The sequence below is a fragment of the Microvirga alba genome (assembly GCF_015694465.1).
GTDB classification, from domain to species: Bacteria; Pseudomonadota; Alphaproteobacteria; order Rhizobiales; family Beijerinckiaceae; genus Microvirga; species Microvirga alba.
This window is the reverse complement of the sequence record NZ_JADQDO010000004.1, coordinates 196,372-222,904: the sequence shown is the minus strand read 5'-3', so window position 1 is coordinate 222,904 and position 26,533 is coordinate 196,372. Positions and strand designations below refer to the sequence as shown.

22 protein-coding genes are annotated in these 26,533 nt (G+C 59.4%); 16 read left to right on the top strand and 6 right to left on the bottom strand.

Features of this window, described 5'->3' with window-relative positions; genetic code table 11:
• Positions 1 to 421: 421 nt before the first annotated feature.
• The 12 genes from I2H38_RS10875 to I2H38_RS10820 all read left to right on the top strand — a co-directional run bounded on the left by I2H38_RS10875 (position 422) and on the right by I2H38_RS10820 (position 16,305).
• The gene (locus I2H38_RS10875; protein WP_196271866.1) at positions 422 to 1,216 is read left to right on the top strand and encodes a calcium-binding protein; all 795 of its coding nucleotides are present in this window, start codon (positions 422 to 424) and stop codon (positions 1,214 to 1,216) included.
• 59 nt (positions 1,217 to 1,275) lie between these two features.
• Positions 1,276 to 3,513 (top strand): glycosyltransferase family 2 protein, encoded by a 2,238-nt coding sequence (locus I2H38_RS10870; protein ID WP_196271865.1) that lies wholly within the window; start codon positions 1,276 to 1,278, stop codon positions 3,511 to 3,513.
• On the top strand, positions 3,510 to 4,346 hold the full coding sequence (locus tag I2H38_RS10865; RefSeq protein WP_196271864.1) for a class I SAM-dependent methyltransferase: 837 nt from the start codon (positions 3,510 to 3,512) through the stop codon (positions 4,344 to 4,346). The genes I2H38_RS10870 and I2H38_RS10865 overlap by 4 nt, the downstream gene beginning before the upstream one ends.
• A complete protein-coding gene (locus I2H38_RS10860; protein ID WP_196271950.1) occupies positions 4,343 to 5,608 on the top strand; it encodes a glycosyltransferase family 4 protein in 1,266 nt (421 codons plus the stop codon). Before I2H38_RS10865 ends, I2H38_RS10860 begins: the two co-directional genes overlap by 4 nt.
• A 4-nt stretch (positions 5,609 to 5,612) precedes the next feature.
• The gene (locus I2H38_RS10855) at positions 5,613 to 6,371 is read left to right on the top strand and encodes a hypothetical protein (protein WP_196271863.1); all 759 of its coding nucleotides are present in this window, start codon (positions 5,613 to 5,615) and stop codon (positions 6,369 to 6,371) included.
• An 8-nt stretch (positions 6,372 to 6,379) separates the two neighbouring features.
• A complete protein-coding gene (locus I2H38_RS10850; protein WP_229426654.1) occupies positions 6,380 to 8,641 on the top strand; it encodes a glycosyltransferase family 2 protein in 2,262 nt (753 codons plus the stop codon).
• Entirely contained in the window at positions 8,638 to 9,945 is a 1,308-nt protein-coding gene (locus I2H38_RS10845) for a glycosyltransferase family 4 protein (protein ID WP_196271862.1), read from the top strand. Before I2H38_RS10850 ends, I2H38_RS10845 begins: the two co-directional genes overlap by 4 nt.
• Positions 9,946 to 9,991: 46 nt before the next feature.
• A complete protein-coding gene (locus tag I2H38_RS10840) occupies positions 9,992 to 11,179 on the top strand; it encodes a polysaccharide pyruvyl transferase family protein (protein WP_196271861.1) in 1,188 nt (395 codons plus the stop codon).
• A 221-nt stretch (positions 11,180 to 11,400) separates the two neighbouring features.
• Positions 11,401 to 12,387, top strand: coding sequence for a hypothetical protein (locus tag I2H38_RS10835; RefSeq protein ID WP_196271860.1), 987 nt, complete (start codon positions 11,401 to 11,403; stop codon positions 12,385 to 12,387).
• Between the two features lie 185 nt (positions 12,388 to 12,572).
• A complete protein-coding gene (locus I2H38_RS10830; RefSeq protein WP_210324763.1) occupies positions 12,573 to 13,037 on the top strand; it encodes a DUF4126 family protein in 465 nt (154 codons plus the stop codon).
• Positions 13,034 to 14,413: an FAD-containing oxidoreductase gene (locus I2H38_RS10825; protein WP_196271859.1), complete on the top strand. Its 1,380-nt coding sequence runs from the start codon at positions 13,034 to 13,036 to the stop codon at positions 14,411 to 14,413. The genes I2H38_RS10830 and I2H38_RS10825 overlap by 4 nt, the downstream gene beginning before the upstream one ends.
• A gap of 473 nt (positions 14,414 to 14,886) precedes the next feature.
• Positions 14,887 to 16,305 (top strand): FAD-binding oxidoreductase, encoded by a 1,419-nt coding sequence (locus I2H38_RS10820; RefSeq protein ID WP_196271858.1) that lies wholly within the window; start codon positions 14,887 to 14,889, stop codon positions 16,303 to 16,305.
• A gap of 17 nt (positions 16,306 to 16,322) precedes the next feature.
• Here the strand turns inward: I2H38_RS10820 and I2H38_RS10815 are convergent, their stop codons facing one another.
• Positions 16,323 to 18,041 carry an IlvD/Edd family dehydratase gene (locus I2H38_RS10815; protein ID WP_196271857.1) on the bottom strand — a complete coding sequence of 573 codons (1,719 nt, stop codon included), beginning with the start codon at positions 18,039 to 18,041 and terminating at the stop codon, positions 16,323 to 16,325.
• A gap of 385 nt (positions 18,042 to 18,426) precedes the next feature.
• Between I2H38_RS10815 and I2H38_RS10810 the strand changes: the two genes are divergently transcribed.
• The 4 genes from I2H38_RS10810 to I2H38_RS21400 are packed head-to-tail and all read left to right on the top strand — an operon-like array spanning position 18,427 to position 21,827.
• A complete protein-coding gene (locus I2H38_RS10810; RefSeq protein ID WP_196271856.1) occupies positions 18,427 to 19,272 on the top strand; it encodes a fumarylacetoacetate hydrolase family protein in 846 nt (281 codons plus the stop codon).
• Complete coding sequence (locus tag I2H38_RS10805; RefSeq protein ID WP_196271855.1) at positions 19,247 to 19,636, top strand: nuclear transport factor 2 family protein; 390 nt, start codon at positions 19,247 to 19,249, stop codon at positions 19,634 to 19,636. The genes I2H38_RS10810 and I2H38_RS10805 overlap by 26 nt, the downstream gene beginning before the upstream one ends.
• A gap of 56 nt (positions 19,637 to 19,692) precedes the next feature.
• The gene (locus I2H38_RS10800; protein ID WP_210324762.1) at positions 19,693 to 20,640 is read left to right on the top strand and encodes an NAD(P)-dependent oxidoreductase; all 948 of its coding nucleotides are present in this window, start codon (positions 19,693 to 19,695) and stop codon (positions 20,638 to 20,640) included.
• On the top strand, positions 20,637 to 21,827 hold the full coding sequence (locus I2H38_RS21400) for a M24 family metallopeptidase (RefSeq protein WP_196271853.1): 1,191 nt from the start codon (positions 20,637 to 20,639) through the stop codon (positions 21,825 to 21,827). Before I2H38_RS10800 ends, I2H38_RS21400 begins: the two co-directional genes overlap by 4 nt.
• 17 nt (positions 21,828 to 21,844) lie before the next feature.
• Here I2H38_RS21400 and I2H38_RS10790 read toward each other — a convergent pair whose 3' ends face one another.
• The 5 genes from I2H38_RS10790 to I2H38_RS10770 all read right to left on the bottom strand — a co-directional run bounded on the left by I2H38_RS10790 (position 21,845) and on the right by I2H38_RS10770 (position 26,330).
• Positions 21,845 to 22,798: an ABC transporter substrate-binding protein gene (locus tag I2H38_RS10790; protein ID WP_196271852.1), complete on the bottom strand. Its 954-nt coding sequence runs from the start codon at positions 22,796 to 22,798 to the stop codon at positions 21,845 to 21,847.
• A gap of 254 nt (positions 22,799 to 23,052) precedes the next feature.
• Positions 23,053 to 23,985 carry a VOC family protein gene (locus tag I2H38_RS10785; RefSeq protein WP_229426653.1) on the bottom strand — a complete coding sequence of 311 codons (933 nt, stop codon included), beginning with the start codon at positions 23,983 to 23,985 and terminating at the stop codon, positions 23,053 to 23,055.
• A gap of 116 nt (positions 23,986 to 24,101) precedes the next feature.
• Positions 24,102 to 24,728 (bottom strand): glutathione S-transferase family protein, encoded by a 627-nt coding sequence (locus I2H38_RS10780; protein WP_196271850.1) that lies wholly within the window; start codon positions 24,726 to 24,728, stop codon positions 24,102 to 24,104.
• A gap of 17 nt (positions 24,729 to 24,745) precedes the next feature.
• On the bottom strand, positions 24,746 to 25,525 hold the full coding sequence (locus I2H38_RS10775) for an SDR family oxidoreductase (protein WP_196271849.1): 780 nt from the start codon (positions 25,523 to 25,525) through the stop codon (positions 24,746 to 24,748).
• A gap of 4 nt (positions 25,526 to 25,529) precedes the next feature.
• A complete protein-coding gene (locus I2H38_RS10770) occupies positions 25,530 to 26,330 on the bottom strand; it encodes an alpha/beta fold hydrolase (protein WP_196271848.1) in 801 nt (266 codons plus the stop codon).
• Between the last annotated feature and the right edge of the window lie 203 nt (positions 26,331 to 26,533).

Genomic DNA, 26,533 nt, shown 5'->3' with positions numbered 1-26,533 from the left:
TGCCGGGGTTTGCTTTTAGCAAACGGCCGGCGGCGCGTCGAAAGAATTGATTCACGCCAAAGCATGATGGAACCGCATCCCGGCGACGACTTGGTGGGGCCCCTGCGTTCTGATGGCCATGCGCCTATAGCAGGCGCTAACTATTTCGAATTTAAAAATATTTTCACTCTAAAATATATCTATAGTAATTGTTGAATATAATGAATCTATCTAAGTATATTATTGATATGTCTTGCATATTTTAAGGCAGATAGCTCTTTACAAACCTCCGTCTATTCAGCAGTGTTGCGGTGCGACGAATAGCGAATACGAATTCATTATCCGTGATGCTCTGAATTTATTCGTTGTGCGTTCGTTCGCTCTGGTCGATCGATGCGATCCGGCGGGCAGGCGTCCCTCCGGCCCAAACAAGGAGATACATATGGCGACTCTTGAGGGTGGTGCCTTCCACGATATTTTGCACGGCACCAATTCCCCCGACGTGATCTTTGGACACGCGGGCGACGATTTGATCTTCGGCGGGGGCGGCAACGACGCGCTCTTCGGCGAAGATGGCAACGACATTCTGTTCGGCGGCAACGGAGACGACGCCCTGTTCGGAGGCGCGGGTAACGACATCCTCTTCGGTGGGGCTGGCAACGATCTTCTGCAGGGCGGCGCGGGCGATGACATCCTCTTTGGCGGCAATGGCGATGACATCCTCCAGGGTGGCGCCGGAGACGACTATCTACGCGGTGGCAATGGCGACGACATCCTGCAGGGTGGTGCCGGCAACGATGTGCTCGACGGGGGCTCTGGCAACGACCTGCTTCAGGGCGGCGACGGCGACGACATTCTCGATGGCGGCTCGGGCAACGATGTGCTTCAGGGCGGCGCTGGAGACGACGTGCTCCGCGGCGGCTCGGGCAACGACATCCTCGAAGGCGGCGCAGGCGACGACATCTTGATCGGCGGCGCCGGACGGGACGTCTTTGTATTCTCCAGCGGTAGCGGCAACGACATCGTCATGGACTTCAAAGTCGGCGAGGATCTGCTTCAGATCGCGAAGGGGATCAACGGTACGGACATCGCAACCGCGCACGATCTCGCAAGCCGTGTGTACCAGATCGGCACCAACACCCTCGTCGATCTCGGCAATGGCGATACGATCACGCTCGTCAACGTCAATGCCGCAGACATTCAGCACCACCCCGGCGATTACTTCACGGTTCATTAGTGCGAACAGGCACCGCAGCGGGCAGCTGCGGTGCCAAACCTCGAAGGCTCGTGGAACGTATGGCGCCGCTAGAAACAACCGCAACAATACTGTCGCCGGGTCAGGCGGACGAGCCGCAGGCCGTTCTTCTGGGCAGCGGAGTGATCCTGGTCTCATGGGATGTCCCGCAGGCGGTTCACGCTTCCGCGGCGCTGTCGGCCGCGCAGGGGCATTCGGTGGCGCCGGCTGCGTCTCTGCGCCTGTCGCGCACAGACGGCGGCACGCGCCTTCTATGGGCCACGCGCTGTCCCGAGAGCGGCCCCTTGCATATCACCCTATCGACGGGTGCGCTGGGCTCGAAAACCAGTCTCGCCATTCAGCCCGACACGGTCATTCCGGTCGCTGGTTCCGACAATCTCGTTCAGGGGCTCGATGAGCAGGCCTGCGAGACGCTTATCTCGACGTTGCTGAACGTATGGAGCGGTCTCTTTCGTCTCCGGCGCGATGGGATGTTCATAGAGTGCCTGCTCGGTTTGATGCGGCAACCGGCTTCCACATCCGAAGCCGCCACGATCGTCGCGCGCGCCGTGGGCGACATCGTCCTCTTGCAAGCGGCGTTGCCTCCTCGCTTTGGCGAGATCGATGCGATCTATTGCGTCGGCAGGGATGGTTTGAGGCGTCTCCCCGGCCGTCCGCGCCGCGGCCCTCTGGGTGGGGGCCGAGAGATGGTGCATCTTCTCACCTCCGGCAAGTACCTTGCTGGGCGCGAAGCCTTTGTGGTTTTTGCCGGATCTGAAGGGCTCCAGGTTCAATCGCTTGCGAAATCCGAGCCGCAACCGCTTCCATTGACGCGATGGCTCCGCGAGCAGACAAAGCGCGCGCCCGGGTTGCGCGAACATCTGCTGATCGGTCTTTCCGACCACGCTTCGTTCGGTAAAGCTGCCGCACTGGAGGCGCAATTGAGCGTCCCATTGAAGCCGCAACGGGTTGGCGCGAACACTTCGGGTCTCGCGGCGGAGATCACCTGTGCGATCTCGACGCCAGCGGGAACGCTTCTGGCCGGCTGGCTCCGCGATCCTCTGAATCTCGTCGCTGGCATCGCCGCGGTCGTCTCCGACGGTACAATTCACGATCTGACGAGCGCACTCCATCGCTACCCCATCGTCGTCGAGGGACCAAACGCTGGGCGAGTGAGCGGGACGGGATTTGCCACTCTTGCTCCTTCCGTGGGCGGAGATGCCCCCATTCTCCAGCCGCGGTTCCGCCTGCTGCTGAAGTCCGGTGCGTTTCATCCGCTTGTTCCGACCCCGCAGCCGGCAGACCCCGCCGAGGCCCGGGCCGTCGCGTTGCGCGCGGTTCCGCCCCAGCACGTGAACGACAAACTTCTTTCCGAAGTTCTTGCTCCCGTCATCGCCGATCTTCACGCGAAAACACAGACGCATATCGGTCAGCCTCATGTACGCGTGATCGGCACGCTGATCGCGCGCCCGAAAGCCTCGGTTGTCATTCCTCTCTACAAAGTTCTCGACTTCCTTCGCTTTCAGATTGCCGCATTCGCGACGGATCCGTGGTTCAGAAAACATGCCGAGCTCATCTATGTCTTGGACACGCCCGAACAGGCGACCGAGGTCGACCATCTCCTGACCGGCCTGCATCTGGTTTACGGCCTGCCCATGACGCTTGCGATCATGGACCGCAACAGCGGCTACGCGCGTGCTTGCAACGCCGGAGCAGCCGCGTCGCGCGGAGAGATTCTGGCGTTGGTCAATTCCGATGTCATCCCGACCGCACCCGGATGGATCGAGAAGCTTGCAGAAAGGTTGGACAACCGCAGGCGCGTTGGCGCGGTTGGCCCGAAACTGCTGTTCGAAGACGGATCTCTTCAACATGCGGGCATGCATTTCGCACGTGATCATCGCGGGCGCTGGCTCAACCATCATTACTTCAAAGGCATGCCACGGCATTACGCTCCTGCGACTGAAGAGCGCTTCGTGCCAGCGGTCACCGGAGCCTGCCTGGTGATGCCGCGCGCCCTGTTCGAGAAGGTCGGCGGCTTCTCAGATGACTATGTCATCGGCGACTACGAGGATAGCGATCTGTGTCTGAAAATTGCGGCGGCCGGTCGCAAGATTTCATATGTGCCGGACGTCGAGCTTTATCATCTCGAGCGCAAGTCTATGTCGCTCAATCCCGAATACATGAAAGGAATCGCCTGGCAGTACAACTGCGCCCTGCACACCTCCCGCTGGGGGGACATGATCGCGAGCGTCATGAATACCTACACCCGTCCCGGAAGACCAAGGAGCAAAGCAGCATGAATGCGCAGGTTGGCAACAGGATCAATGCATATGAAGCGTTGCTCTCGCCTGCTGAGGAAAGCAGGCTCGCATGGATGATGGAGGCAATCGAGCGCAATCGCTTCCTGCCGGCTCCCGCTCCTGAAAGCGTCTTCGTCGGTGACGGGGATTACAAGGCCATCGGGGCTGAGTACCTCGGACATTTCGTTCGTATTGGCGGCCTCAAACCCTCGGATCGTGTGCTCGATATCGGGTGCGGGATTGGCCGCATGGCGGTTCCGTTGACCCAGTATCTCGACGGAACGACCGGATGTTATGAAGGCGTCGACCCGGTGAACGAGGGGATTGCATGGTGCGTGCGGAACGTCACGCCCGTCTATCCACGATTCCGGTTCTGCCAGATCGATCTGGCGCATGAGCTCTATAATCCGGGCGGCGCGCTTGCTGGTCACGAGGTCGTTCTGCCGTTCTCGGATGCGAGCTTCGATTTCATCGTCATGGTGTCGGTCGCGACGCATCTTCCTGCCCACGAAATAGCGGCCTATGCGCGCGAAGCCATGCGGTTGCTCTCTCCCGGCGGACGTCTCTTCATGACGGCATTTCTGATACTCGACGGAGACCCCGTGAGAGACGGAGCCCGACCGAAGTTCACGGCCGGGACTGAGGCTGGAACCTGGTATGGCGATCCATCCGCGCCTCTTGCAGCGATAGGCTTCGATCAAAACCTGATCGAGCAGGCACTTCGTTTGGCTGGACTGCGCATCCAGCGGGTGGATCTGGGCCATTGGCGCGGCACCGACAGCACGCATTATCAAGACATCATCATTGCGACCAAGCCAGGGAAAGCTGCCTGACCATGCGCATTCTCGTCGTCGCGCATAATCATCCTGATCTTCATCCCGGCGGGACGGAGATTTTTTCTCACGATCTCTTTCGCGAGTTTCGGTCGCGCCCGGGGATCGAGACGCTCTTCCTTGCCGCGACGAACCGTATCCATCGTGAGCCGCGTCCGGGCACGAGCTTCCAGACCGTGACTGAGGCGCCCGACGAAGTCGTTCTCTGGGGCGGTCATTTCGACCATTTCTATCTCAGCCAAACTGATACTTATGGTGTCGTCCCCCATCTTGAGAAATTGCTGGAAGAGTTCCGACCGGACGTCGTCCACATCCACCACATCCTTCTTCTTGGGGTGGAGTTCATCGCAATCGTGCGCCGCGTCGTCCCCGATGCCCGCATCGTCATGACCCTGCACGACTATTATGCCATATGCGCCCATGACGGCCTCATGATGCGCACGCGGGGACGGGAGCGGTGCAATGAGGCGTCGCCCAACCGATGCAATGCGTGTTTCCCGGACATTTCGGCGGACCGTTTCCTGTTGCGCGAGCGTTATCTCAAGACCCTGTTCACGCAAGTCGATCGTTTCATTGCGCCGAGCGACTTCATCAAAGAGCGCTTCATCGCATGGGGCCTGCCCGCGTCGCAGATCGATATTGTCTTCAATGGCCGACCCGCGGTGCCGTCTGCCGCCCATCGTCCATCCGGCGACGGGAGGCGTCCGGTGTTCGGCTATTTCGGTAATCTCAACCCCTGGAAGGGGGCATCGGTCCTGTTGAAGGCGTGCCGGCATCTGATTGCGGAGAAAGCGGAAGGGTTCGAGCTGCGCCTTCATGGCGGTGCTCCGTTCCAAGCGGAGAGCTTCGTCGCAGAAATCGACACGCTGGTTCGTGAAACCGAGCCACATGTCGTGCGTCTCGGCGCCTATCGGCGCGACGAGATACCTGTCCTGATGGCGGCGGTGGATTGGGTCGTCGTTCCCTCGATCTGGTGGGAGAACGCACCGCTTGTCATCCAGGAAGCGTTTCATCACCGGCGACCCGTGATCGTGAGCGACATTGGCGGGATGGCCGAAGCCGTGCGCGACGGCGTGAACGGGCTTCACGTCCGCCCCGACGATCCGGCCGCGCTGGCTCGCATGATGAAACGGGCGATGGAAACGCCCGGAATCTGGGAGACTTTGGTGGATGGGATCAACCCGCCTCCCACTATCACAGAAGTCGCCGACCGGCACCTCGACCTTTATCGCAACATCGACGCAACGGCGCGGGCCGCGTGAAACCATGAGCATTGCAGAAGCCAAGATACCGCTTGCATCGGCTGACAATGCGGCCGGCAGCCAGATCCAGGGACGGTTGGATGCCGTCGAGAGCCGTCGGCTTTATGGCTGGGTCTGGGATCGCGGGCGTTCAGACGAGCGACTGCTCGTTCGTGTGCTCTTTCGGGGGCGCATGGTTGCCTCCGGCACGGCGGATCGCCCACGTATCGATCTTAGACGCAACGGCATCGGCGATGGAGCCTACGCCTTCGAAGTCGAGTTGCCAGAGACGGTTGGGCGCGAGCCAGATGGTATCGAAGTCGTGGCATATTCGCGCACAACCGGGGAAGAGATCGTTCTCCCCGCGCCGAGCCAGGACGAGCGGGCGGCGGAGGCGGTCATCAGCGCCCCGCTGAACCGGGTCCTCGAACAGCTCGAGGTGCTGATCGCCGCGCAGCGTCGCTCCCAGATCATCCTGCGGGAGGCTGCGGAAGCGATGCGCGGGACCGCCGAGCAGGTCGAGCAGATGTCCTCCAAGGAAGATGGCATCGGCGCCGCGCTTGATGTCGTGCGCTCCAATCAAAGCGAGCTCGCGCAGCGCGTCGCTGACGTGGAGGTCTTCCTGATGCGGTTCGATAAGATGATCGCAGCTTTTGACGACCGCATCAAAGATCTGGCCAACGTCGCCGACCGACCGATGCGTCGCGCTGTCGCGATCATCATCATGCTGACTGGCATATCGGCCGTCAGCGCAGTCTTCACCCTCGCAATGGCTCTGCGATAGAGAATCCCATGACGATAGCTGCGCGTCTCCCGATACAACACGAACTGCCTCCTCCTGCACGAGGCGAAATTCTGGCAGCAACTGCGCTGCTGACAGACGAGCTTGGTCTTCCAACCGATGGCGAGACTGTTCTCGCAGCTCCTGTCGGCGACGATCTCGTGCTTATCAGCGGGGTCGCGGACGCCATGCCGGGGGTCGTTCCGGTGTTGCTTAATGGCGATCCGGCGATGTCCATGACGGCGCGGGTCTTGACCTGGGCGCGCAACAATGCGCCGCCGGAGGCGAGCGTCGGCTTCGTTGCCGTCGTGCCCGTCAAAGTCGCGGGCCGGGTTCGCGTTCGTTCCGTCGTGATGCGCCGCAAGGGACAGCCGGCACGCTACACCCTTGTCCGCCGGGCTCTGCCTCTGGCGTTGTTCATGAATATCGTGTCGGCGGATGCGGGGCCGGAGTTCCCTCACGTTGCCGACGGGGTGGCTCAATCCTTGCTGACGGGAAAAAGCAATCCGAAGCGCTTTGCCGCCGCGCTCTCGATGTTGACCGCAGCGGCGCACAACGATGGCTTCGTCGAGGTTATGGGGGTCGTCGACACGGGCGAGATCTTCCTTCAGGGATGGTCGAGTGAACTGCCGGCAGATCAATCGCGCTTCATCATCTCGCATGACGGGCTTGTCGTGGGTGAATTCAAGAGTGCACGAGTTCAGCGCGACGATCTGGGAGAACGTGGCTACGGTTTTGTCGGAATCCTGAATACGAGTGAGACGCTGGTCGACCCCCAGCGCTTGAAGTGCCTGTTCTTCCGGGGCAGCCGGGGATGGCACGCGCTCGACATCTATGATCGTTGCGTCCATCTGGCGTCGACCGACGTGCCAGCTCATATTCGGGACGTTCTTCCACGCGCTGCCGCCAATTCCGAAACGCTGAAGACGTTACGGCGAGCAGGAGAGCGCTTTGACGGGCGTGACACGGTCGCGACTCTCACGCAGCCGGTTCGCATCGGCATGGACATGGTCCTCGAATTGCCGAGAGGGGGGCTTCTGGTCAGCGGTTGGATGCTCGACCCTGAGCATCAAGTGGAGTCCGTCATTCTTCACGCCGGCAGAGAATCCGCGCCAATCGATGAGACCTGGACGAGACTTTCCCGACCGGACGTGACGACTGCGTTCCAGCAAGATGGTGCCTTTGCCCAAAGGCTGGATCCTCAGCGAAACGATCATGGCTTCCTCGCGTATGTGCCAGGGTTGTCTTCCGTAAGCAGTGACTCAGTGTATTTCGAGCTGTCGCTGAGAACCGAGACTGCCGCCTTTTATCCCCTCAAGCCGGTAAAATCATCGTCGCGGCGGGCACTCGATCGGGTCATGGCGATCCTCGATCCTCGCTCGGCAGTCACGACCATGGCAATCGAGACGCATATCGGTCCGATGATCCAATCTCTCGATCATCAGAAGCCTCGCGCCATCGAGTTCAGGGATTTCGGCTACGACGAGAACGCCGCACGGACAGGTCTTATCGTCGGCGGAGGTTCCGAGGCGGAAGAGATTTTGGTCGCCTTGTCCTTTCTCGCTCTCGATCCCGACACGCACGATGTGCCCATCATCGTTTCAGTGCCGACGGAGCTTTTCGGCAAAGTTGCTGTGGAGGTTCAACGACTGGCGAGTTTCTACAGGCTCGGCATACGCCTTGTTGCGGCCGATGGCGTTCAGGATCCCTGCGACGCGTTAGAGGCGGCCGTGCATGTCACGAACCTGGAGACGTTCGTCTTCCTTTCCGCAGGCGTGCTGCCGCGCCGGCAAGGCTGGCTATCCGTGATGGAGCGCGCCTACCGGATGCGCGGTGCCAAAGTCCTGGTGAGTCCGACAGTAGTCTTCGAAGACAACTCGATTTGCTTTGCGGGCACGGTGCTCGATCAACATGAACGAAGACTGGTCGATCGCTTCCTCGGCTATCCATGCGATGTGATCCGGGGCGCGGAACCGATCGAGGTGATGGCCGGTTCGACGGCGTGCTGCATCATGTCGAGATCCGCATTTCAGGATATTGGCGGCTTCAGCCAATCCTACCTGAGCGCCAAGGAAAAGGGACGCGATCTCTGCCTGAAGCTTAAGCTTGCGGGCACGCCGTCCCTGTGGTTGCCGGAAGTGGAGATGATTGCCGCGGATGCCGGACCCGGCGAGTCCAATCTCCCCTGGCAACGACTCACACAACATGTCGATCGTTGGAGTTTCGACCGACGTTGGTCTCTCCTGGTCGCCAATATGCGGGGGGGAGAATGACTTACGATCCGTTGCGCATCCTCGTGGTTTCCCACGGCCATCCGAGCTTCTCGCTCGGTGGCGCGGAGATCGCCTCATACAATCTCCACAAGGGGTTGAACCAGACAGACGGTGTAAGCTCCCGCTTCATTGCTCGTGTGGGCCGTCCCGTCGTGCGGCACGAAGGAACCGCACTTCTCAGTCTGCGCCAGAAGGAAGGCGAGATCCTTTATCACGCGGACGATTACGATCATTTCTTCCTCTCCAATCACAACACGGAGGAGATCGAGCGCGATTTTCTTCGTGTCGTGTTGGATCTCAAGCCGGATGTCATCCACTTCCACCATTTCATCGGTTTGGGGCTCGAATGCATCTACGCCGTTCGGCGCGCGTTGCCGGATACCGTCATCGTCGTGACATTTCACGAATTCCTCGCGATTTGCCATCATCACGGGCAGATGGTGAAGACAAAGAACACCAACCTTTGTCGCCAGTCTTCTCCGGCCGATTGCAACGCCTGCTTCCCCGACATATCGCCTGCGCGATTCCTGCGCCGCGAACATTTCGTGCGCGGCCTTCTCCAGGTCGCGGATCACTTTGTCTCGCCGAGTCAGTTTCTGGTCGACCGCTACGTCGATTGGGGGCTCGACCGCTCCAAATTCACTGTCATTGAAAATGGTCTCGACATTGCTGCGCCGGTAGCCCCGCGGCCGTTGGCGCCTGAAGGGCGGCGGGCGCGGTTCGGATATTTTGGACAAATCACGTCATTCAAAGGCGTCGACGTCCTGCTCGACGCGGTTGCCCGCATTCCGGAGGCGATTTGGGGTGATGATGCCCAACTGATGATCTTCGGGGGCAATCTCGATCGTCAGCCCAAGGCGTATCAGGAGAAGATCGAGAGCCTCGTCGCACAGGCCGGACCGCGCGCACGATTCTATGGAGCTTATCAAAATAACGAGATGCCGCGTCTGATGCGGTCCATCGACTGGACGATCATTCCCTCGATCTGGTGGGAGAACTCGCCCATCGTCATTCAGGAGTCGTTCTTCCACGGACGGCCGATGATCTGCAGCAATATCGGCGGCATGGCGGAGAAGATTACCGATGGCGTCGATGGGCTCCATTTCCGGGTCGGTTCATCGGAGGATCTGATCGACCGCATGGTCGAGGCCTTGACCGACACGACGCTATGGGACCGCCTGCGGGCCGGAATCAGCATTCCGATCAACTTCCGCGAATGCGCCAAGCAGCATCTCGACCTTTATTACAGCATTGCCGCGAACCGCGACGCGGCATCCGCCCCTCGATCGGCGCGATCGGCATGACGATCCTCCCGCAAGCTTAAACTATAAACGAAGAAGGAGATACGAAGTGGCACGTGTTCTAGTTATGATTCCCTCCGGTGAGGTTTACGACCACGACAACGTTCGTTGGTACCGGTATAAGGACGTCCAGAACCACATCAATCACTATCACAATATCGGCGATGCCTTCGTCTTCGACTCGTCCTTGAAGCTTCTGAACTTCGACAAACTCGGGGTTCTCCCCATCGCCAATCCGAATCTCGACGATATCGACCGGCTGAATGAGGAATATGATTATGTGTTCCTGCGCGGTTCGAACTACGTCCATAAGGACATGCGCTGGAGCCAGACGATCGATGTCCTGAAACGGCTCAAGATCCCGGTCATTGCCTATGGCATCGGAGCCCAGGCTCCTGTGAAAGGGAAGATCGAACTCTCCGAAGAGACCAAGACGGTCCTTCGCATGATGGCGGATTCAACAACGTCGATCGGTGTTCGTGGCGCTTACTCGGCACAAGTTCTGTGGGATATCGGCATCCGCAACGTGCGTATCGTGGGTTGCCCGACGGCATTCCGCCGCAACAACCCCAACATGACGATCCAGCTGCCTGCGCTCGACAAGGTGCGTTATGCCGGCATCACCATGCGCCGTGAGGTGTCTCCGGCCTATGCACAGGATATCAAGCGCTACCTGACCTTCCACCGCGATCTCGTCAAATCCCTGGCGCAGCGCTTCGATGTGGTTCTCATGGCGCAAGGCGAGGTCGAGGAAAAGAAGATCGTTTTTGGAACGCAGGAGCAGAAGGAAGAGGCCTTCGCCGCATTGCGCGCCAACAAATGGGTTTCCGAGTGGTATATGGACGAGACGATGGAAAAGCTGCATCGCGAGCGGCTTTTCTACTCCGACGTCGTTGCCGACTATGAGGATCTGGTTCAGCAGAAAGATCTGGTTCTGGGATATCGCCTGCACGGCAACTTGATGGCGCTTTCAAACGGCACACCTTCGATCTATTTCACCTACGACAGCCGTACGGTTGAGTTCGCCGAGACGTTCCAAATTCCCAGCTTCGATGTATTCTCCGGCAAGGACTTCAATATCGAGGAATACTGGGATCAATCCCTGTTCGACAAATTCAACCGCGCATACCACCACACCTATCGTGAAATGCAGCAGTTCCTCGTTGAGAACGGTGTCGACACGAAAATGATCGACGTCATGCAGAAGATCCAGGAACCAGCTCAGAAAGTGGCTTAGTGTCCGGCTTGATGAATGGATCGCTAAAGCTCCTTGCCGTTTCCCTCCTGGCGGCAAGTAGCCTGTGGGTCGGTGCTCGTGCCGAAAGGACCGAGCGCCGACCCCTTTTTGTGGTTCCAACCGGACCTGTCGAAACGGTGTTCGACTGGTCCCGCGAAGCTTGCGTGAAAAGTCACGTGCCGGACGCTCCGGCACGAGCCTTTCGCAACGCGGACGGTGAGGTGAACCTGATTGTCAGTCACAATGACAATCGGGCTCTTGTCGGCCCCAGCCTTGGTGATGTCCGGCCGCGTTGTCCGGTGATTTATGAAGGAAAGCGGTCGGCCCGGCTGGCCGATTTCGACGATTTGAGCTGGATTGGCGGTGTCTATACCCGCGACGGAAAAACGGTTCACGCGCTCGCCCACACGGAGTTGCGGGGCGAGCGCACGTCCGGGCAATGCCCGGCCGGGCGCTACAGCTCATGCTTGCTCAATACCGTGACAGCGCTCGTATCGCACGACGGTGGGCGCAATTTTCATCAGGAGGACAAAGGGCGACCTCCTGTAGTGGCGACTCTACCCTATGGATTTCCAACTGATCGCGAAGCCAGGGTCGGCTATGCGAATCCGTCCAACATCATCGAGCACGATGGCTGGTTCTACGCATTCATCTTTGCTGATGGCTATCGGGATCAACGCCGAGGAAACTGCGTCATAAGAACCAAGGATCTCGATGATCCATTTTCATGGCGCGCCTGGAACGGGGCTGATTTCTCGACCAAGTTCATTGATCCTTTTCGAATATCGGGAGAGGACCCCAAGGCCCATGTCTGTGCGCCCGTGGTTCCGAATGTCATCGGTCGCATGATTGGCGGGATCGTCAAACACCGCGAAAGCGGCACGATGATTGCTGTCTTCGGTGACAGGCGGAGGGCTGCTGATGGACGTTGGGTCGAGGGGATATTCGCCTCAACATCATCGGATTTTTTCGCCTGGTCAGAGCCTTCTCTTGTTCTGGGAGCACAGTTGCTTTGGGACAAATGCTGCGAGGAGTCGCACGCCTATTTCTATCCGACCCTCATCGACCCTGAGGCCCGGACCCTTTCGTTCGAGGATGTGGGCGCAAGCGCTTTCCTCTATCTGACCCGGTACCAACTCAAGAACTGTGGGGTAACGTGGAATCGAGATCTGGTGCGCGTGCAGGTGGCAATCCGAAGGACTTCCTAGCGTAATTTCGGCTTGGGAGCACTCGGGTGCTCGACATCTCGCGAACATGCGCTCACCCTAGACGTAAGGCCGGCACCCGCGCGTGAGGGACCGGGCATGCAAACCTGCCAGTCGAGGCCTATTCCGCTTCTCATCGAGACCTATATCCAGCGATGGCTGGGGACGCTCGGCACTGGGAGGCAACGATGATCGTCTTCATACTCGCAACTCTGATCGGAGTTGTCGCCGGGTTGCGCGCGATGATGGCGCCGGCGGCGATCAGTTGGGCCGCGCATCTCGGTTGGCTGCGCCTCGGGGATACCCCGCTTGCCCTTCTGGGTTATTCTTGGACACCCTGGATACTGACCTTGCTCGCACTTGGCGAACTGGTCACAGACCAACTGCCCTCGACGCCAAGCCGCACGGTTCCTGTCCAGTTTGGCGGTCGCGTTGTGATGGGTGCGCTCTCAGGAGCCGCGATAGGCTCACCCTCCGGATCCCCGACCGGCGGCGCGATGGCCGGCGCGGTCGGCGCTGTAATTGGAACTCTGGGTGGGCAGGCCGCCCGGGCGAACCTTGCATCAGCCTTTGGCAAGGACCAGCCGGCGGCTTTCCTTGAGGATGCGGTCGCGATCCTCGCAGCCCTGGCGATCGTGATGGTGCTCCCATGAGCCGGCGCTTCGACGCGATCATTATCGGTGCCGGGCAGGCCGGTCCGCCGCTTGCCGGCCGGCTCACCGACGCCGGGATGTCCGTGGCGCTTATCGAGCGAAAGCTCTTCGGCGGAACCTGTGTCAACACCGGATGCATGCCGACGAAGACGCTCATCGCGAGCGCCTACGCTGCCCATCTCGCCCGACGTGGGGCTGATTACGGTGTCATGATCGACATGCCGCTTCGCATTGATATGGCACGCGTGAAGTCCCGGGCCGATGCCGTCTCGGCGAATGCACGCGCGAATGTCGAGCGGTGGGTGCGCGGTATGAAAGGTTGCACTGTCTTCAAAGGCCATGCGCGCTTCCTCGGACCGGATACCGTCAGCGTCGGCGATGAGAGGCTGAGCGCGCCGCGCATCTTCATCAATGTCGGCGGCCGCGCCGTCGTCCCGGACTGGCCGGGCATTGACCAGGTGCCCTATCTCACGAACACCTCGGTTCTTGCGCTCGACCGGGTCCCCGAGCATCTGGTCGTCATCGGCGGCAGCTATATTGGGCTCGAATTCGCGCAAATGTATCGGCGTTTCGGCGCGGAGGTCACCGTCGTCGAGAAGGGACCGCGACTGATCGCTCGCGAGGACGAGGACGTTTCGCAAGCAATCCGCGAGATCCTCGAAAGGGAGGGAATAACAATACGCGTCGGTGCCGAGTGCATCCATGTTGCATCCCATGCGAAGGGCGTTGCCGTCGGAGTCGACTGCACCTCGGGTGAGCCAGAGATCGTCGGCTCGCACCTGCTCCTCGCTGTCGGCCGCCGCTCTAACACCGATGACCTCGGTCTCGACCGAGCCGGCGTTGCGACCGATTCCCGCGGCACCATTCAGGTCGACGATGGTCTTGCCACCAATGTGCCCGGCATTTGGGCGCTCGGTGACTGCAACGGCCGCGGCGCCTTCACTCACACAGCGTATAACGACTTCGAGATCGTTGCCGCCAATCTTCTCGATGGCGAAAAGCGTAAGGTTAGCGACCGCGTCCCCGCCTACGCTCTCTATATCGATCCACCTCTCGGGCGCGTCGGCGTGACAGAGGCCGAGGCTCGGGCAAGCGGTCGGTCGCTACTCGTCGGCCATCGCCCCATGAGCCGAGTCGGACGCGCCATCGAAAAGGGCGAGACGCAGGGATTCATGAGGGTCGTCGTCGACGCGCAGACGCAGAAGATCCTTGGCGCCGCCATCCTCGGCACCGGAGGTGATGAGGCGATCCACGGTATCCTCGACACGATGAATGCGGGCCTGTCTTACAAGGCCTTGCAACGCGCAGTGCCCATCCATCCGACCGTATCCGAGCTCATTCCAACGATGCTGGCAGGAATGAAGATCGCCCGTTAAGGCCGAAGACTCGTCACGCTAGCACATGAGCGGAGTGGATTTCTGGACGCGTCTCGTATCACTCTGCCATCCTGTGGCCTCGGCGGTTGGCGCCGCACGTAAGAAATGCCAGTCGGTCAGATAGTGAAGAACCCCTACACGACGCGATCGGGAACAAGGGCTCGATCCATCGAGGAGAGGAAACAGGCCCTCATCCCGATCAAAACTGGAAAGCCCCCTTCTGGTGGTCCAAAATATGGTGTCGGCTCATTGCGACGAGGCCCTCTGGTTCCCTTTGGGAAAAATCTTACGGGCGCGCCAATCTGTGGTGTGAAAATTTCTTCATCACGCGATTGTTTTCATGCTTTGACAGGGATCCGATTACTTACTTTTCTGCCCGGGAGGACACTCCCAATCGGGCTTCACGATACGATATCGTCCCGTGAAATACCGTAACGATTGGTCCATCTCGTGAAGCTCAAAGGCGAAACGGCATGTTTGATCGGAATCACCTCGACGGCATCGCGGCGATCGTCGGGAGCAAGGGTATTGTCTCTGAGACCGGCGAGATACGCGCCTACGAGATCGGTGCGCGCTACGATGAAGGCAAGGCGGCTTTCGTCGTACGGCCGGCGACGACAGCTCAAGTGTCGGATGTCGTCGCCTATCTGGTGTCCAACGGAATTCCGTTCGTTCCCCAAGGCGGAAATACCGGTCTGGTCGGCGGCTCCACGCCGGATTCCAGCGGCGCGCAGGTTGTCCTGAGCCTCGACCGGCTTCGCTCCCCGATCATTGTCGATGAAGAGAACCGTACCGTTGAAGTGGGTTCCGGCGTGCGCCTTTCCACGCTTAACGACGAGCTGTCCGCTTACGGCATGTTTTTTCCTGTCGATCTGGGCGCCGACCCGACCATCGGCGGAATGGTTGCTACCAATACGGGCGGTGCACGTTTCCTCCGGTATGGGGGTATGCGGCGACAGGTCCTCGGTGTGGAGGTCGTGCTGGCGGATCCGCAGGGCACAGTGCTGGATCTCGCAACCGGCTTGCGCAAAGACAATTCTCGCCTCGATTTAAAGCAGTTTTTTATCGGCACGGGCGGCGCGTTTGGGATTGTCACGAAAGCCGTGCTGGAACTCCAGCGTGCGCCTCGTCAAAGGGCGACGGCCCTCATCGTGCCAAGTAACGGCGACGCGATATTACCGCTTCTGGCGACGTTGGAGGAGACTTGTGGTGAATATCTGAGCGCTTTCGAGGGTATCTCGCGGAATGCGCTCGAGCGGACATTTTCGCACATCGGCCATCTGAAGAACCCGTTTGCTCGCGGGGAAATACCGCCTTACGCGATTCTCCTTGAGCTCACGCGCAGTTGGGTGCCGCGCTCCGGCGAACTCGACTTGTCGACCTTTCTTGAGGGTGTCCTATCCGATCTCTTCGACCGAGACGAGCCCTTGGTCAACGACGCTCTTGTGGCACGATCCGAAGACCTCTGGCTGATCCGGCACTCTCTGACGGAGGGGCTGAAGGCGTCGGGTCATGTCATCGCGTTCGATCTCTCGCTTCGTCGGTCCGATCTGCATCGGTTCCGCACACAGATCATCGCGATCCTCGACGCGGAGTTTCCGGATCTGGCGGTTTGCGATTTCGGCCATGTGGGCGATGGCGGAATACATTTTAATCTGGTGTATCCCAGAAGGCCCGAGGCCTCCTATGTGGATCGCGTCCGAAAGACGGTGCTTGATGTCGTTGTCCACGAATACGGTGGCAGCTTCAGCGGCGAGCATGCCCTCGGTCGGTCGAACCAGGCGATTTATGACCACTATACGCCGGACCTGCTGAAACGCCTTTCCGTCTCGGTCAAGGATGCCATTACCGAGGTTCCGATTGGAAATTTCCTGTTTGGCCAGAAAGCCTAGGAAGCCGTATCGCCAGATCAGCGAACCGACACTGTATCATCCGCCGGTAACGGACCTAGAAAATCGAAGTCGCATCCTTCATCTGCTTGCAAAACGTGGGTCTGGTACAGGTGTGAGTAGCCGCGACACATTGTGCTGATCGGACTTTTCAAATTACGGGCACGCGCAGCGAGCTCTGCATCGTCGACCAGGAGGTCAAGACGTCTGTTCGAGACACTTAGACGGATACGATCGCCATTCCGAACCAGGCCGAGAGGGCCGCCGGTGGCGGCCTCCGGCGTCACGTGCAACACGATGGTGCCATATGCCGTACCACTCATGCGAGCGTCGGATATGCGAACCATGTCTTTGACCCCGAGGGTCGCGAGTTTCTTGGGAATCGGGAGATAGCCGGCCTCGGGCATCGCGGCGGAACTCTTGGGTCCCGCGTTCTGCAACACGAGGATGTCGTCCGGCGCAATGTCAAGATCGGGGTCGTCAATACGCGCCGCGAGATCCTCCAGCGACGAGAACACTACAGCTCGTCCCTCAATCTCGAAAAGACGCGGGTCGGCTGCTGCGCGCTTCAGAATCGCGCCTCGAGGCGCCAGCGATCCAAAAAGCGCGACCAGACCCCCGACAGGATCGATAGGATTGTCTGAACTCCGAATGACCGATCGATCGATCGTCTGCGACAGCGGTCGCTCCAGCCGCTCTCCAAGAGTTTCGCCGGTGACAGTCATGCATTCCAGATGAAGCAGCGTTTTCAGCTCTCGCAGAACACCTTCGAGCCCGCCCGCCGCGTGAAAATCTTCCATGTAGTTCTCGCCGACGGGCTTCAGATTAACGAGAACGGGTGTGGTTTCGGACAGCTCATTCAGGCGCTCAAGCGACAGGGTGACGCCCGCGCGCCTCGCAATCGCGGCGAGATGGATGATGGCGTTCGTCGATCCCGACAATGCCAGGACCACCCGCAGGGCATTCTCGACGGATTTCGTGTTGATGATGCGGTCCGGTGTAAGTTCTGTGCCGATCAGTTGCATCGCAAGCCGTCCGCTCTCTTCCGCACACCGTAGCCGATCGGCGTGGACCGCTGGTATTGCCGCTGAACCCGGCAACGCCAGACCGAGAGCTTCCGCGACGCAAGCCATGGTACTTGCGGTACCCATCACCGCACATGTGCCAGACGTGGTGGCGAGGTTCCCTTCAATGGCGTTGATCTCTTTTTCTGAAATGCCCCCGCTGCGGAAGGTCGCCCAGAATCGCCGGCAATCAGTGCAAGCGCCGAGGCGCTGACCTTCGTAACGCCCTGTCATCATAGGCCCACCAACAAGTTGGATAGCCGGAAGACCCGCAGATATCGCGCCCATCATCTGGGCGGGAACGGTCTTGTCGCAGCCTCCCATAAGCACCACGGAATCCATGGGCTGTGCCCGGATCATCTCCTCGACATCGATTGACATCAGGTTTCGAAATTTGAGACTTGTCGGATTGAGAAAAACCTCACCCAGTGAGACGACCGGAAACTCCAGTGGGAGACCTCCCGCTGTCAGCACGCCACGTTTGACCGCTGCGAGCATTTCGGGGAAATGGCGGTGGCAATTGTTGAAGCCACTCGGCGTATGACAAATGCCAACGATCGGCCGTGACAGTAATTCGTCACTGTAGCCCATGGATTTTGCGAAGGAGCGACGCAAATAAGCCGAGAACTCGCGGTCGCCGTAATTGGTAAGTCCACGTCTCAGGCCGGTCGCCATCTGTTCATCCTCATTTCTGGTTTTCGGCGACCGGCGACGCCTTGCCCATGCGCCACGCCCGACATCGTCGCATGATAACTTCGGAGCCTCAGAGACGCCCGATGCGGATCAGGACACACTTCGGAATCCCATGTTGTCAAAAGACTTTATCGCGTCATTCGATGATCGTTGCTCAATCGAGATGCTTGCAAATACACATCGCGGCAATTCACCTTGTCAACGCATGCTGATCTGCGGTGAGAGACCGGCGGCTATGATCTGTCACTCCCCGAGGAGGTTGACCGAAGCTGGTGCCACTTGAGCTGCTGTCACGCCACTGCGCGCATTGATCTATTGACGGAACCTGGAAGGATGGGTGTGATCGCGAGAGAAAAAGGGGACCGACTTGAAGCTTCTGCGATATGGCCCGGCCGGCGCCGAAAAGCCTGGCATCTTGGATAACGATGGACAGATCCGCGATCTCTCGGCTCATGTCTCCGACATCGGCCCCGAACAGCTCAGTCCGGAGGGCCTTGCCCGTCTAAGAGCAGTTGATGTGGCGGGTCTGCCGGTTGTTATTGACCCTCGCTTAGGCGCCTGCGTTGCGGGGGTCGGCAAGATTGTCTGTATTGGACTCAACTACCGAAAGCATGCCGAAGAAACGGGTTCCAAGATTCCAGAGGAGCCAATCGTCTTTCTCAAGGCCACGACCAGCCTAAACGGACCTGATGACCCCATCATCGTCCCATACGGATCGGTCAAGACGGACTGGGAAATCGAGCTCGGCGTTGTCATCGGCCAGCGAGCGACTTTAATTGAAGAGGCGAGCGCTCTCGATTACGTCGCTGGCTATTGCACCACCAATGATGTCTCGGAACGTCATTTTCAGAGCCATCGGGGCGGTCAGTGGACGAAGGGCAAGAGCGCAGATTCGTTTGGTCCGATTGGTCCGTGGCTTGTTACGTCCGATGAGGTTCCGGATCCGCAGCAGCTTGATCTGTGGTGCGATGTGAACGGCGAGCGGCTCCAATCAAGCTCGACGGCCGATATGATCTTCGACGTGCGGTTTGTGGTTTCCTATCTCAGCCAGTTCATGACGTTGATGCCAGGCGATGTGATCATGACTGGAACCCCCTCTGGCGTTGGCGCCGGATTCAAGCCCCAGCGCTTTTTAAAAGCAGGGGACCATCTGCGTTGTGGTGTGACGGGCCTAGGCGAGCAGAGTCATGCAGTCATTGACTTCCGACGCTGATCGACGCGCTATCCTCGAAGCCGATGATGCGCGCCGCCAAGCCATGATGGCAGGCGATGCTGATGCCCTTAGCGAGATTCTTGCCGACGAGCTGGTGCATATCCATGCCAACGGGCGGGCCGACAACAAAGAGGCCTATCTTGCCATGATCCGGCGTGATCCGGATGCGTATCGCCGTGTCGACCGTCAAGAGGCGAACGTTTCAGTTAGCTCCGATGTCGGTTGGGTGACGGGCGTACAGGCCATTGTTATCGAGCGCAACGGCCGGCGGACGGATGCCGAGATGAGTTTTATGTCGGTCTGGGTTCGTCAAGGGGAGTGCTGGCGGATGGCTGCCTTTGGCGCGACACGGCGGAACGGATGAGGAAGAGCTTCAGGATCAACGTGTTGGCGTCGGCGAAAGCGGCGAAGATGACACGGATGGCGCAGACCCTGCTTTCCGAGCGCGGTCACGAGATTGTCACGTATCCATCAGTGGATGCGTTCCGGGCCGATTCCGCCGGCATTGCCGCCTCCGATGTGATCCTCACGATGCCCGATATGCCAGTGCGAATTCAGGAAATGGACTTGGCTCCAAGGCTTCGCGCTGTCGTCTCGATGGTCACGGGGACTGAAAACATCGCAGAGACAGAGGCGACAAGGCGGGGCATCCTCGTCGCCAACGGTCACGTTGTGGAAAGTTATGTCAGCATGGCCGAAGCGACGGTCATGCTCATTCTTGCGTCGCTCTACGATCTTGATCGATCACAAGCCCAACTCCGTGAGCCGACATCGGCCAATATTGAGCGGCGCGCCCGTATGTTGAGGCGCAAGACCATCGGCCTCATTGGATTTGGACGGATCGCCCAAACAGTCGCGCAGCTCCTCGCGCCCTGGCAGGTCGAACTATTGACGTTTATGCGCCATCCGCGGGGCGTGCCGGCCTATGTTCGGTCTCTTCCCCTCGATGAAGTGTTGGCGCAAAGCGATGTGGTCGTCATCCTCACGAATCTTGATGATTCCACCCGCGGGCTCATCGACGAGACCCGGTTGCGGCGCATGAAGGAAGATGCCGTCCTCGTCAATACGGCGCGGGGCGCAATCATCGATGAGGCGGCGCTCGTCCGCGTTGCGCAGGAGCGGCCAAACATGCGAATAGCGCTGGACGTGTTTGAGGCGCTGCCGTTGGCCCCCGATCACCCGCTCCGCGCCTTGCCTAATGCGATTTTGACACCGCATGTCGTCGGGCACACGAGCGAGACGACGGTGGCGCTTGGCGACGCGCTGCTCGAAAATGTGGAGCGCATCCTCTGTGGTGAATTGCCGCTTCATGTCTGCAATCCATCGGTAATAGAGACATGGCTCGCGCGCTGGGGGGCTCGCCCGTGACAACCGATGATGAACGCCGGATCGCGGGCGTATCCCGCGCTGAACTCGAGCGCCGCTGGTCGCTTGTCCGGAACCACATGAAGGAGAATCGCATCGATGCCATCGTTGCGTTTAGCAACGATGATCATCTGGGCGGTGCAACACGCTGGTTTACCGACCAGCCCGTCAATTATCGACAAGCGGTGATTTTTCACAGCCGCGAGCCGATGACAGTCGTCGACCACGGTCACATGGGCACGAAACGTCAACTGGACGACACGGACCCGCTGCGCCCCGGAGTCGGCGAGTTACTGTTTACCGCCGAATTCCAGTCGGTCCAGTACACACAATCCTATGAGGCAGAGCTCGTCGTGGAGGCGCTCAACAGGCGTCGTTGCCATCGCATTGGGCTCATCAATGTTGATGGCATGCCCCACGCTTTCGTGAGGACTCTCCAGGCGGGACTGGTCGGCATGCCCGAGACCATTGACGTCACCGATGCTGTTGACGGATTCATGGTGATCAAAAGTGCGGAGGAGATCACGCTGATCCGCCGCGCGGCCGAGGTGCAGGACGAGATCTTCGCGAGGGTCTTGGCCGAAGGAAGGCCGGGAATGCGCGACTTCGAACTCAGCGCGCTCGCGCAATATCACGGCCGGTTGTTGGGAGCCGAGACCGGCATTCTCCTGGTTGGATCAGCGCCACAAGGCACCGCGTCCCCGATGCGCTTCTACCCGCTTCAGGGTCGGACCATTCGAGATGGCGATGTTGTATGTCTGCTGATCGAGAACAGCGGACCCGGAGGATTCTACACCGAACTTATCCGCCATATTTGTTTCGGCAAGGTCTCTGCCGAGTTCATGGATGCTTTTGAGAAGACAAGGATCGCGCAAACGGAGACGATCAAGAATTTCAGGCCCGGAATCGCTTGTCGGGACATTTACGAGGCCCATTCTCGTCACATGACCGAACAGGGTCTTGGCGTCGACAGGCGCATCTACGCACACGGTCAGGGTTACAATCTTGTAGAGCGACCGCTCGTCCGTTTCGACGAGCCGATGATCGTCGCGGCCGGGATGAATATGGCGATCCATCCCACGATCATGACTCCGAACGTCTTCGCGGCGAGCTGCGACAATTACCTCATCACAGCAAGTGGTGCGGAGCGCCTGCACCGCACCGAACAGAAAGTCTTTGAACTCTCATAAGTCCGGCTGCGGCCGCTCTACTTGTAGAGCTCATTCCAAATGCCGGTCCACTTCTTCATATTCTCCTCCACGCCAGTTGCCGGGAGGATGCGAACCTTGAAGTTGCCACCTTCGGGCTTCAACGTCGCTATCTTCGCCGAGACCTGCGGGTGCGCGGGGATGTAGTCAGCCTCACGGAAGATCTCCTGGCCTTCCTTGGAGACGATAAAGTCAATGAGGAGTTTGCCGGCATTCGGATGCTTGGCGCCCTTTATAAGGAAAGTCGTGTCGATGATACCCGTAACCGGGTCGACAAGGATTGGCTTGATCGGCGCCCCTTTCTGCGCGCTGATGGCGATGTGGTTGATGAAAACCGACAGAGCGATCGGGAACTCTCCACTGACTGCCTGGTCAAGTACCACGCGCTGATTGGCCGGCACGTTGATGACCTTTTGCGCCGCGAGCTTGCGCAGGTAGTCCATACCTTTCTCTTCGCCCATGCTGCCGAGCACCGTACCGATGAAACCCGGCGCGCCGCCTTGCACCATCGCATTGGTCCAGGCCATCTTCCCCTTCCACTTCGGGTCAAGCAAGTCCGCGAAGGATTTCGGCGCATCCTTCTCTGCCACCATGTCGCTGTTATAGGCTGGGAGAAGATACAGCATCGATTGCGCGACCCAAGTGCCGTTCGGATCCTTGAGGTCGCCGGCATAATCCTTCGCGCTGTCAGGCAGGTATGTATCGACGAGCCCTGCTGCCTCCAATGGTGCGCGAATGTTTGCGGCGCCGTGGCTGACATCCGCCTGAATGTTGTTTGCGCGGCCCTCATTGATGAGCTTTACGACGAGGTCGGTGGCTTGGCCGTCGACGAGCTGCACCTTGATGCCGGGGTACTTCTTCTCGAAGGCAGCGATCATTGGCCGCGAAAGTTGGTTGACGACTACGGAGGCGTACCAGACGACCACGCCTTCCTTCCTGGCGGCCTCGATCAAGGCCGCATCCGCGGCGAGGGCGCTTCCGGCGCCAAGCGACGCGAGGCTTGTCGCGACAATAGACAGAATTCGAAGTTTCTTCAGAACGCGCATTGTTTCTTCCCTTGAACTGTCGGCCGGCTTCCCGGCGCTTTGTTATCCGCCCTGTCGAAAAATCTGGACGCGGCTATGAATGCAGGCTGGAAAGACCGGGGAGCGGGGTCAACCGAGATTTTGGCGCTCTCGGTTGAGACTCTTGCATAAAGCCGCGGATATCAGACGAACGCCGTCGCTTCCTCGCGCCAGCTTGGCGGCGACAGTCGCCCCCAACGGGATGCTTCGCCTTTGCTCGGCGGGACCCACCGCAGCGGTTCGTCCTCGATATCGATGGTCTGGTAATGGTTATTGAAAAACTCTACCCGGTGACCGTCAGGATCCCGCAGATAGACGAACCGCGCATAGCCCGGGCCAAAATGCCGCCCAGGGCCCCATTCTACGGAGCGGCCGAATCCCGCTGCGGCGAGCAGGTCGCACAGATGTAACAGATGGTGCGCCTCTGGGCAGGTGAAGGCGACATGGTGCAGGCGTGGACCATCATTGCGCATGAATACGATATCGTGCGGATTGCCCTTGCGCTGCATGAAGACGGCCCGCAACGCGTCTGTGCCCTCGTCGGCGATGTACTCGGACGTGCGGAATCCCATTTTGCCGTAGATCGCGCAGGCACGCTCTACGGCTGGTGTCAGGACTTGCATATGATCGAGCCGCAAGGGGCACGCACCGGTGTGCTGGTCGAAGCGATTGATGGCACGCTCCATCACCTTCATCGAGGCGCAGAACTCGAGCGGCACGCCTATTTCATCCGTGACGTGGAGCGTTCGGCTCTGGAACGGTGCTTCGACCCACGAGAGAGGAAGCCCCCGTTCTACGAAATGCGCGCTCAGAAGATCGAGATCCTCCTCGGTGAAAACACGGAATCCGAGCCGTTCGCAACCGGTCTGGACCGACCGTTTCAACACGAGACTGTGGTGAGCTGCTTCCTCGACGCCGCGCAAGTAAAGCGTGTCGGGATCTTCGTTGCTGACCAGCATGCCGAGCGTCTCGACATAGAAGGCGCGGCTGTGCGCAAGATCGCGCACCCGAAGTACAGCATGGCTGGCGCGGGTGATATTGAAAGCGGGCTTTAGGACGGGTGGTGGGAGAGTCATCGTTTGCCTTTGGCGGAAGATGCGGACTGACGAGCCGGCTCGCGTCTCATGCAGCCGGTGTAGACGGGAAGCCGCAACCGAGCATATCAAACCCGGATTGAGCTCAGCTCACAGCCTCAGATCGACGGCTTCGCGGCGATATACTCCGTCTCCCGAAGGGAAGGGCGAAGAGCCTGGGCGGCATAGCGTGTCGCGAGACATGGCCGGCCGTCGCGCCATCTTTCGGCGGCAAACCGAAAATCAAGATACGACAAAGCGCAGGCGACGGTCGCATCTCCCATGTCGAAGCGTTTGTCGCCGGCGGCCGTGGCGTCGATTTCCAGCGAGTCGAGCATAGCCTGAATCGATTGTCGGCAAGATCGAATGACATCGTCGGATTTGAGGGCCGGAGGTCTGAAATTTTCGCCAAGCCAACGAACTGCGCGGTCCATCAGCCCGTTGCCGAGTGATTGACGCTTCAATACTTGAAAGCGAGCAGCAAGCGGGCGGGGCAAGAGGTGCTCGCCCCCGAAGACCGTGTCGAGATATTCGCAGATCACGTCGGAATCGAACAGGACGTGGCCATCCTCGAGCTCGAGCGCCGGCAGCAGGCCCGTCGGGTTGATCGATGCGTAGTCGGCGTTGAAGGTCTCCGCGGTCACGATAGTCGTGACCTGCTCGATCCTGTTTGCCACACCGACCTCATGCGCAACGACCATGGCTTTGCGTGCAAATGGCGAGCGAGGGGACCAGAACAACCGCATCTTGAACTCCATGAGGATCAGACCAGAGCTGGATAGCTTCCACCATCCAAGTGGAGGTTCTGCCCGGACATGTATCCGGACAGTGGGCTACAAAGGAAAGCGCAGAGCGCACCAAGTTCCTCTGGCCGTCCAAGGCGCTTGGCGGCGATGCTCTCCGTCTGCTGGCGTCGGGCTTCTTCATAAGTGCAGCCTGTCCGCTTCATCGCCTGTTGCGCCATGAATTCCTGTCGATCAGTGTCAAAGCGTTCAGGCAATATGTTGTTTATCGTAACATTATAGCGAGCAACATCGAGCGAAAGCCCCTTCAGCGCCGCCGTCAACCCGGCGCGGGCGCCCGCCGAAAGCGTCATGCGCGGGCGGGGAGTCGTCACCATGGCAGAGGTGATACTTACGATGCGGCCATAACGCCGTTCGATCATACCCGGCAGGAGAGCCCGGACGAGAAAAAGCGGCGCTAGCATATTCGCCTCGATGCCTGCAAGCCACGTCGCGTCGCTGATCTTCTCGAAGGGGGCCGGATCCGGGCCTGCATTGTTGTTGACCAGGATGTCTGCATCGGGACACGCTGCCAGAAGTGCGGCACGCCCCTCCGGTGTTGTGATGTCACCAGCAACCGCATTCACCTTCCCGGGATAGCTCAGCGCAAGTCGATCGGCGGATTCTTGCAGCACGGCGTCGTTGCGTCCGTTGATAACGACATTCACTCCTTCGCCCAAAAGGGCCTCGGCACAAGCAAGGCCAAGTCCCCGGCTTGAAGCGCAGACGATAGCACGTCGGCCTCGCATTTGAAGATCCATCCGGTTAGCCTCTTTCTTGTTGCGCGATGAGAAATCCCGAGATCGCATCCACCACGAGGTGCGGCGTCTGGACCATCATGAAATGCCCACTGTCAATTACCACCATACGGGCATCCGGAAATGCCCCGACGAGCGTCGAGACGAAAGCGGGAGAGCGCGGCACGTCATGCGTACCGGCGACGAGAAGCGTCGGACAAGTGACGGCGTTGAGGTGATTGCCGATATCGCAATCGACGAGCATGCGATAAGTCGCCGCGAAGCTCGCGGGGTCATTCGATATTTGCTGCCCGCGAAATCGCGCGAACCGTTCCTGATCGGTGCGCAATACCGGGGGATAGGCATTCGGCGCCATTTCCTCGTCGACGAAGCGGCGCATGCCGTCCCGTTCGATCTCGTCCGCCCATTTGAGCACCCAGGGTCGTGCCTGTTCCCCTATTCCGGTCGACGGCGCCATCGCGATCAGCGATTGCATCCGCTCAGGGTAGGTCGCCGCGAATTGCAGCCCGACGCAGGCACCGACAGCACAGCCGGCGATCGTCACCGGTCGACCAATGCCAAACGCGTCAAGCAGACCAGCCAGATCGGCTGCTGCATCCCTGGCGCTGTAGGGGGCGCGGATTTTCTCGGATGAGCCATGCCCGCGCATATCGTAACGAAGGACGCGATGGCTGGCGGCGAAGGCCGGGACGATTTCGTCCCAACTCCTTAGCGATCCCCCCAACTCATGAATGAGCACAAGGATTTGTCCGCCGTGGCCCGCAAGCTCATAATGCAGGCTCGTGCCGTTGGCCTCAACATAGGGCATTATATTCTTGCACCATTTATCATAGTGAAAAGAGGAGAGTTATGAAGCCTGCGTCAATCGACAAAATCACATGAACGCATGAGAAACCATCCCACTTGCTTCGCGTGAACTGAAGTCAAGCAAGCTGTCCGGCAAATCCCTTGACTTGTCTTGAGGCCTGAGAGCTTTTGGCGAGGTTTCTCACTCTTGGGAGCTCACAACCC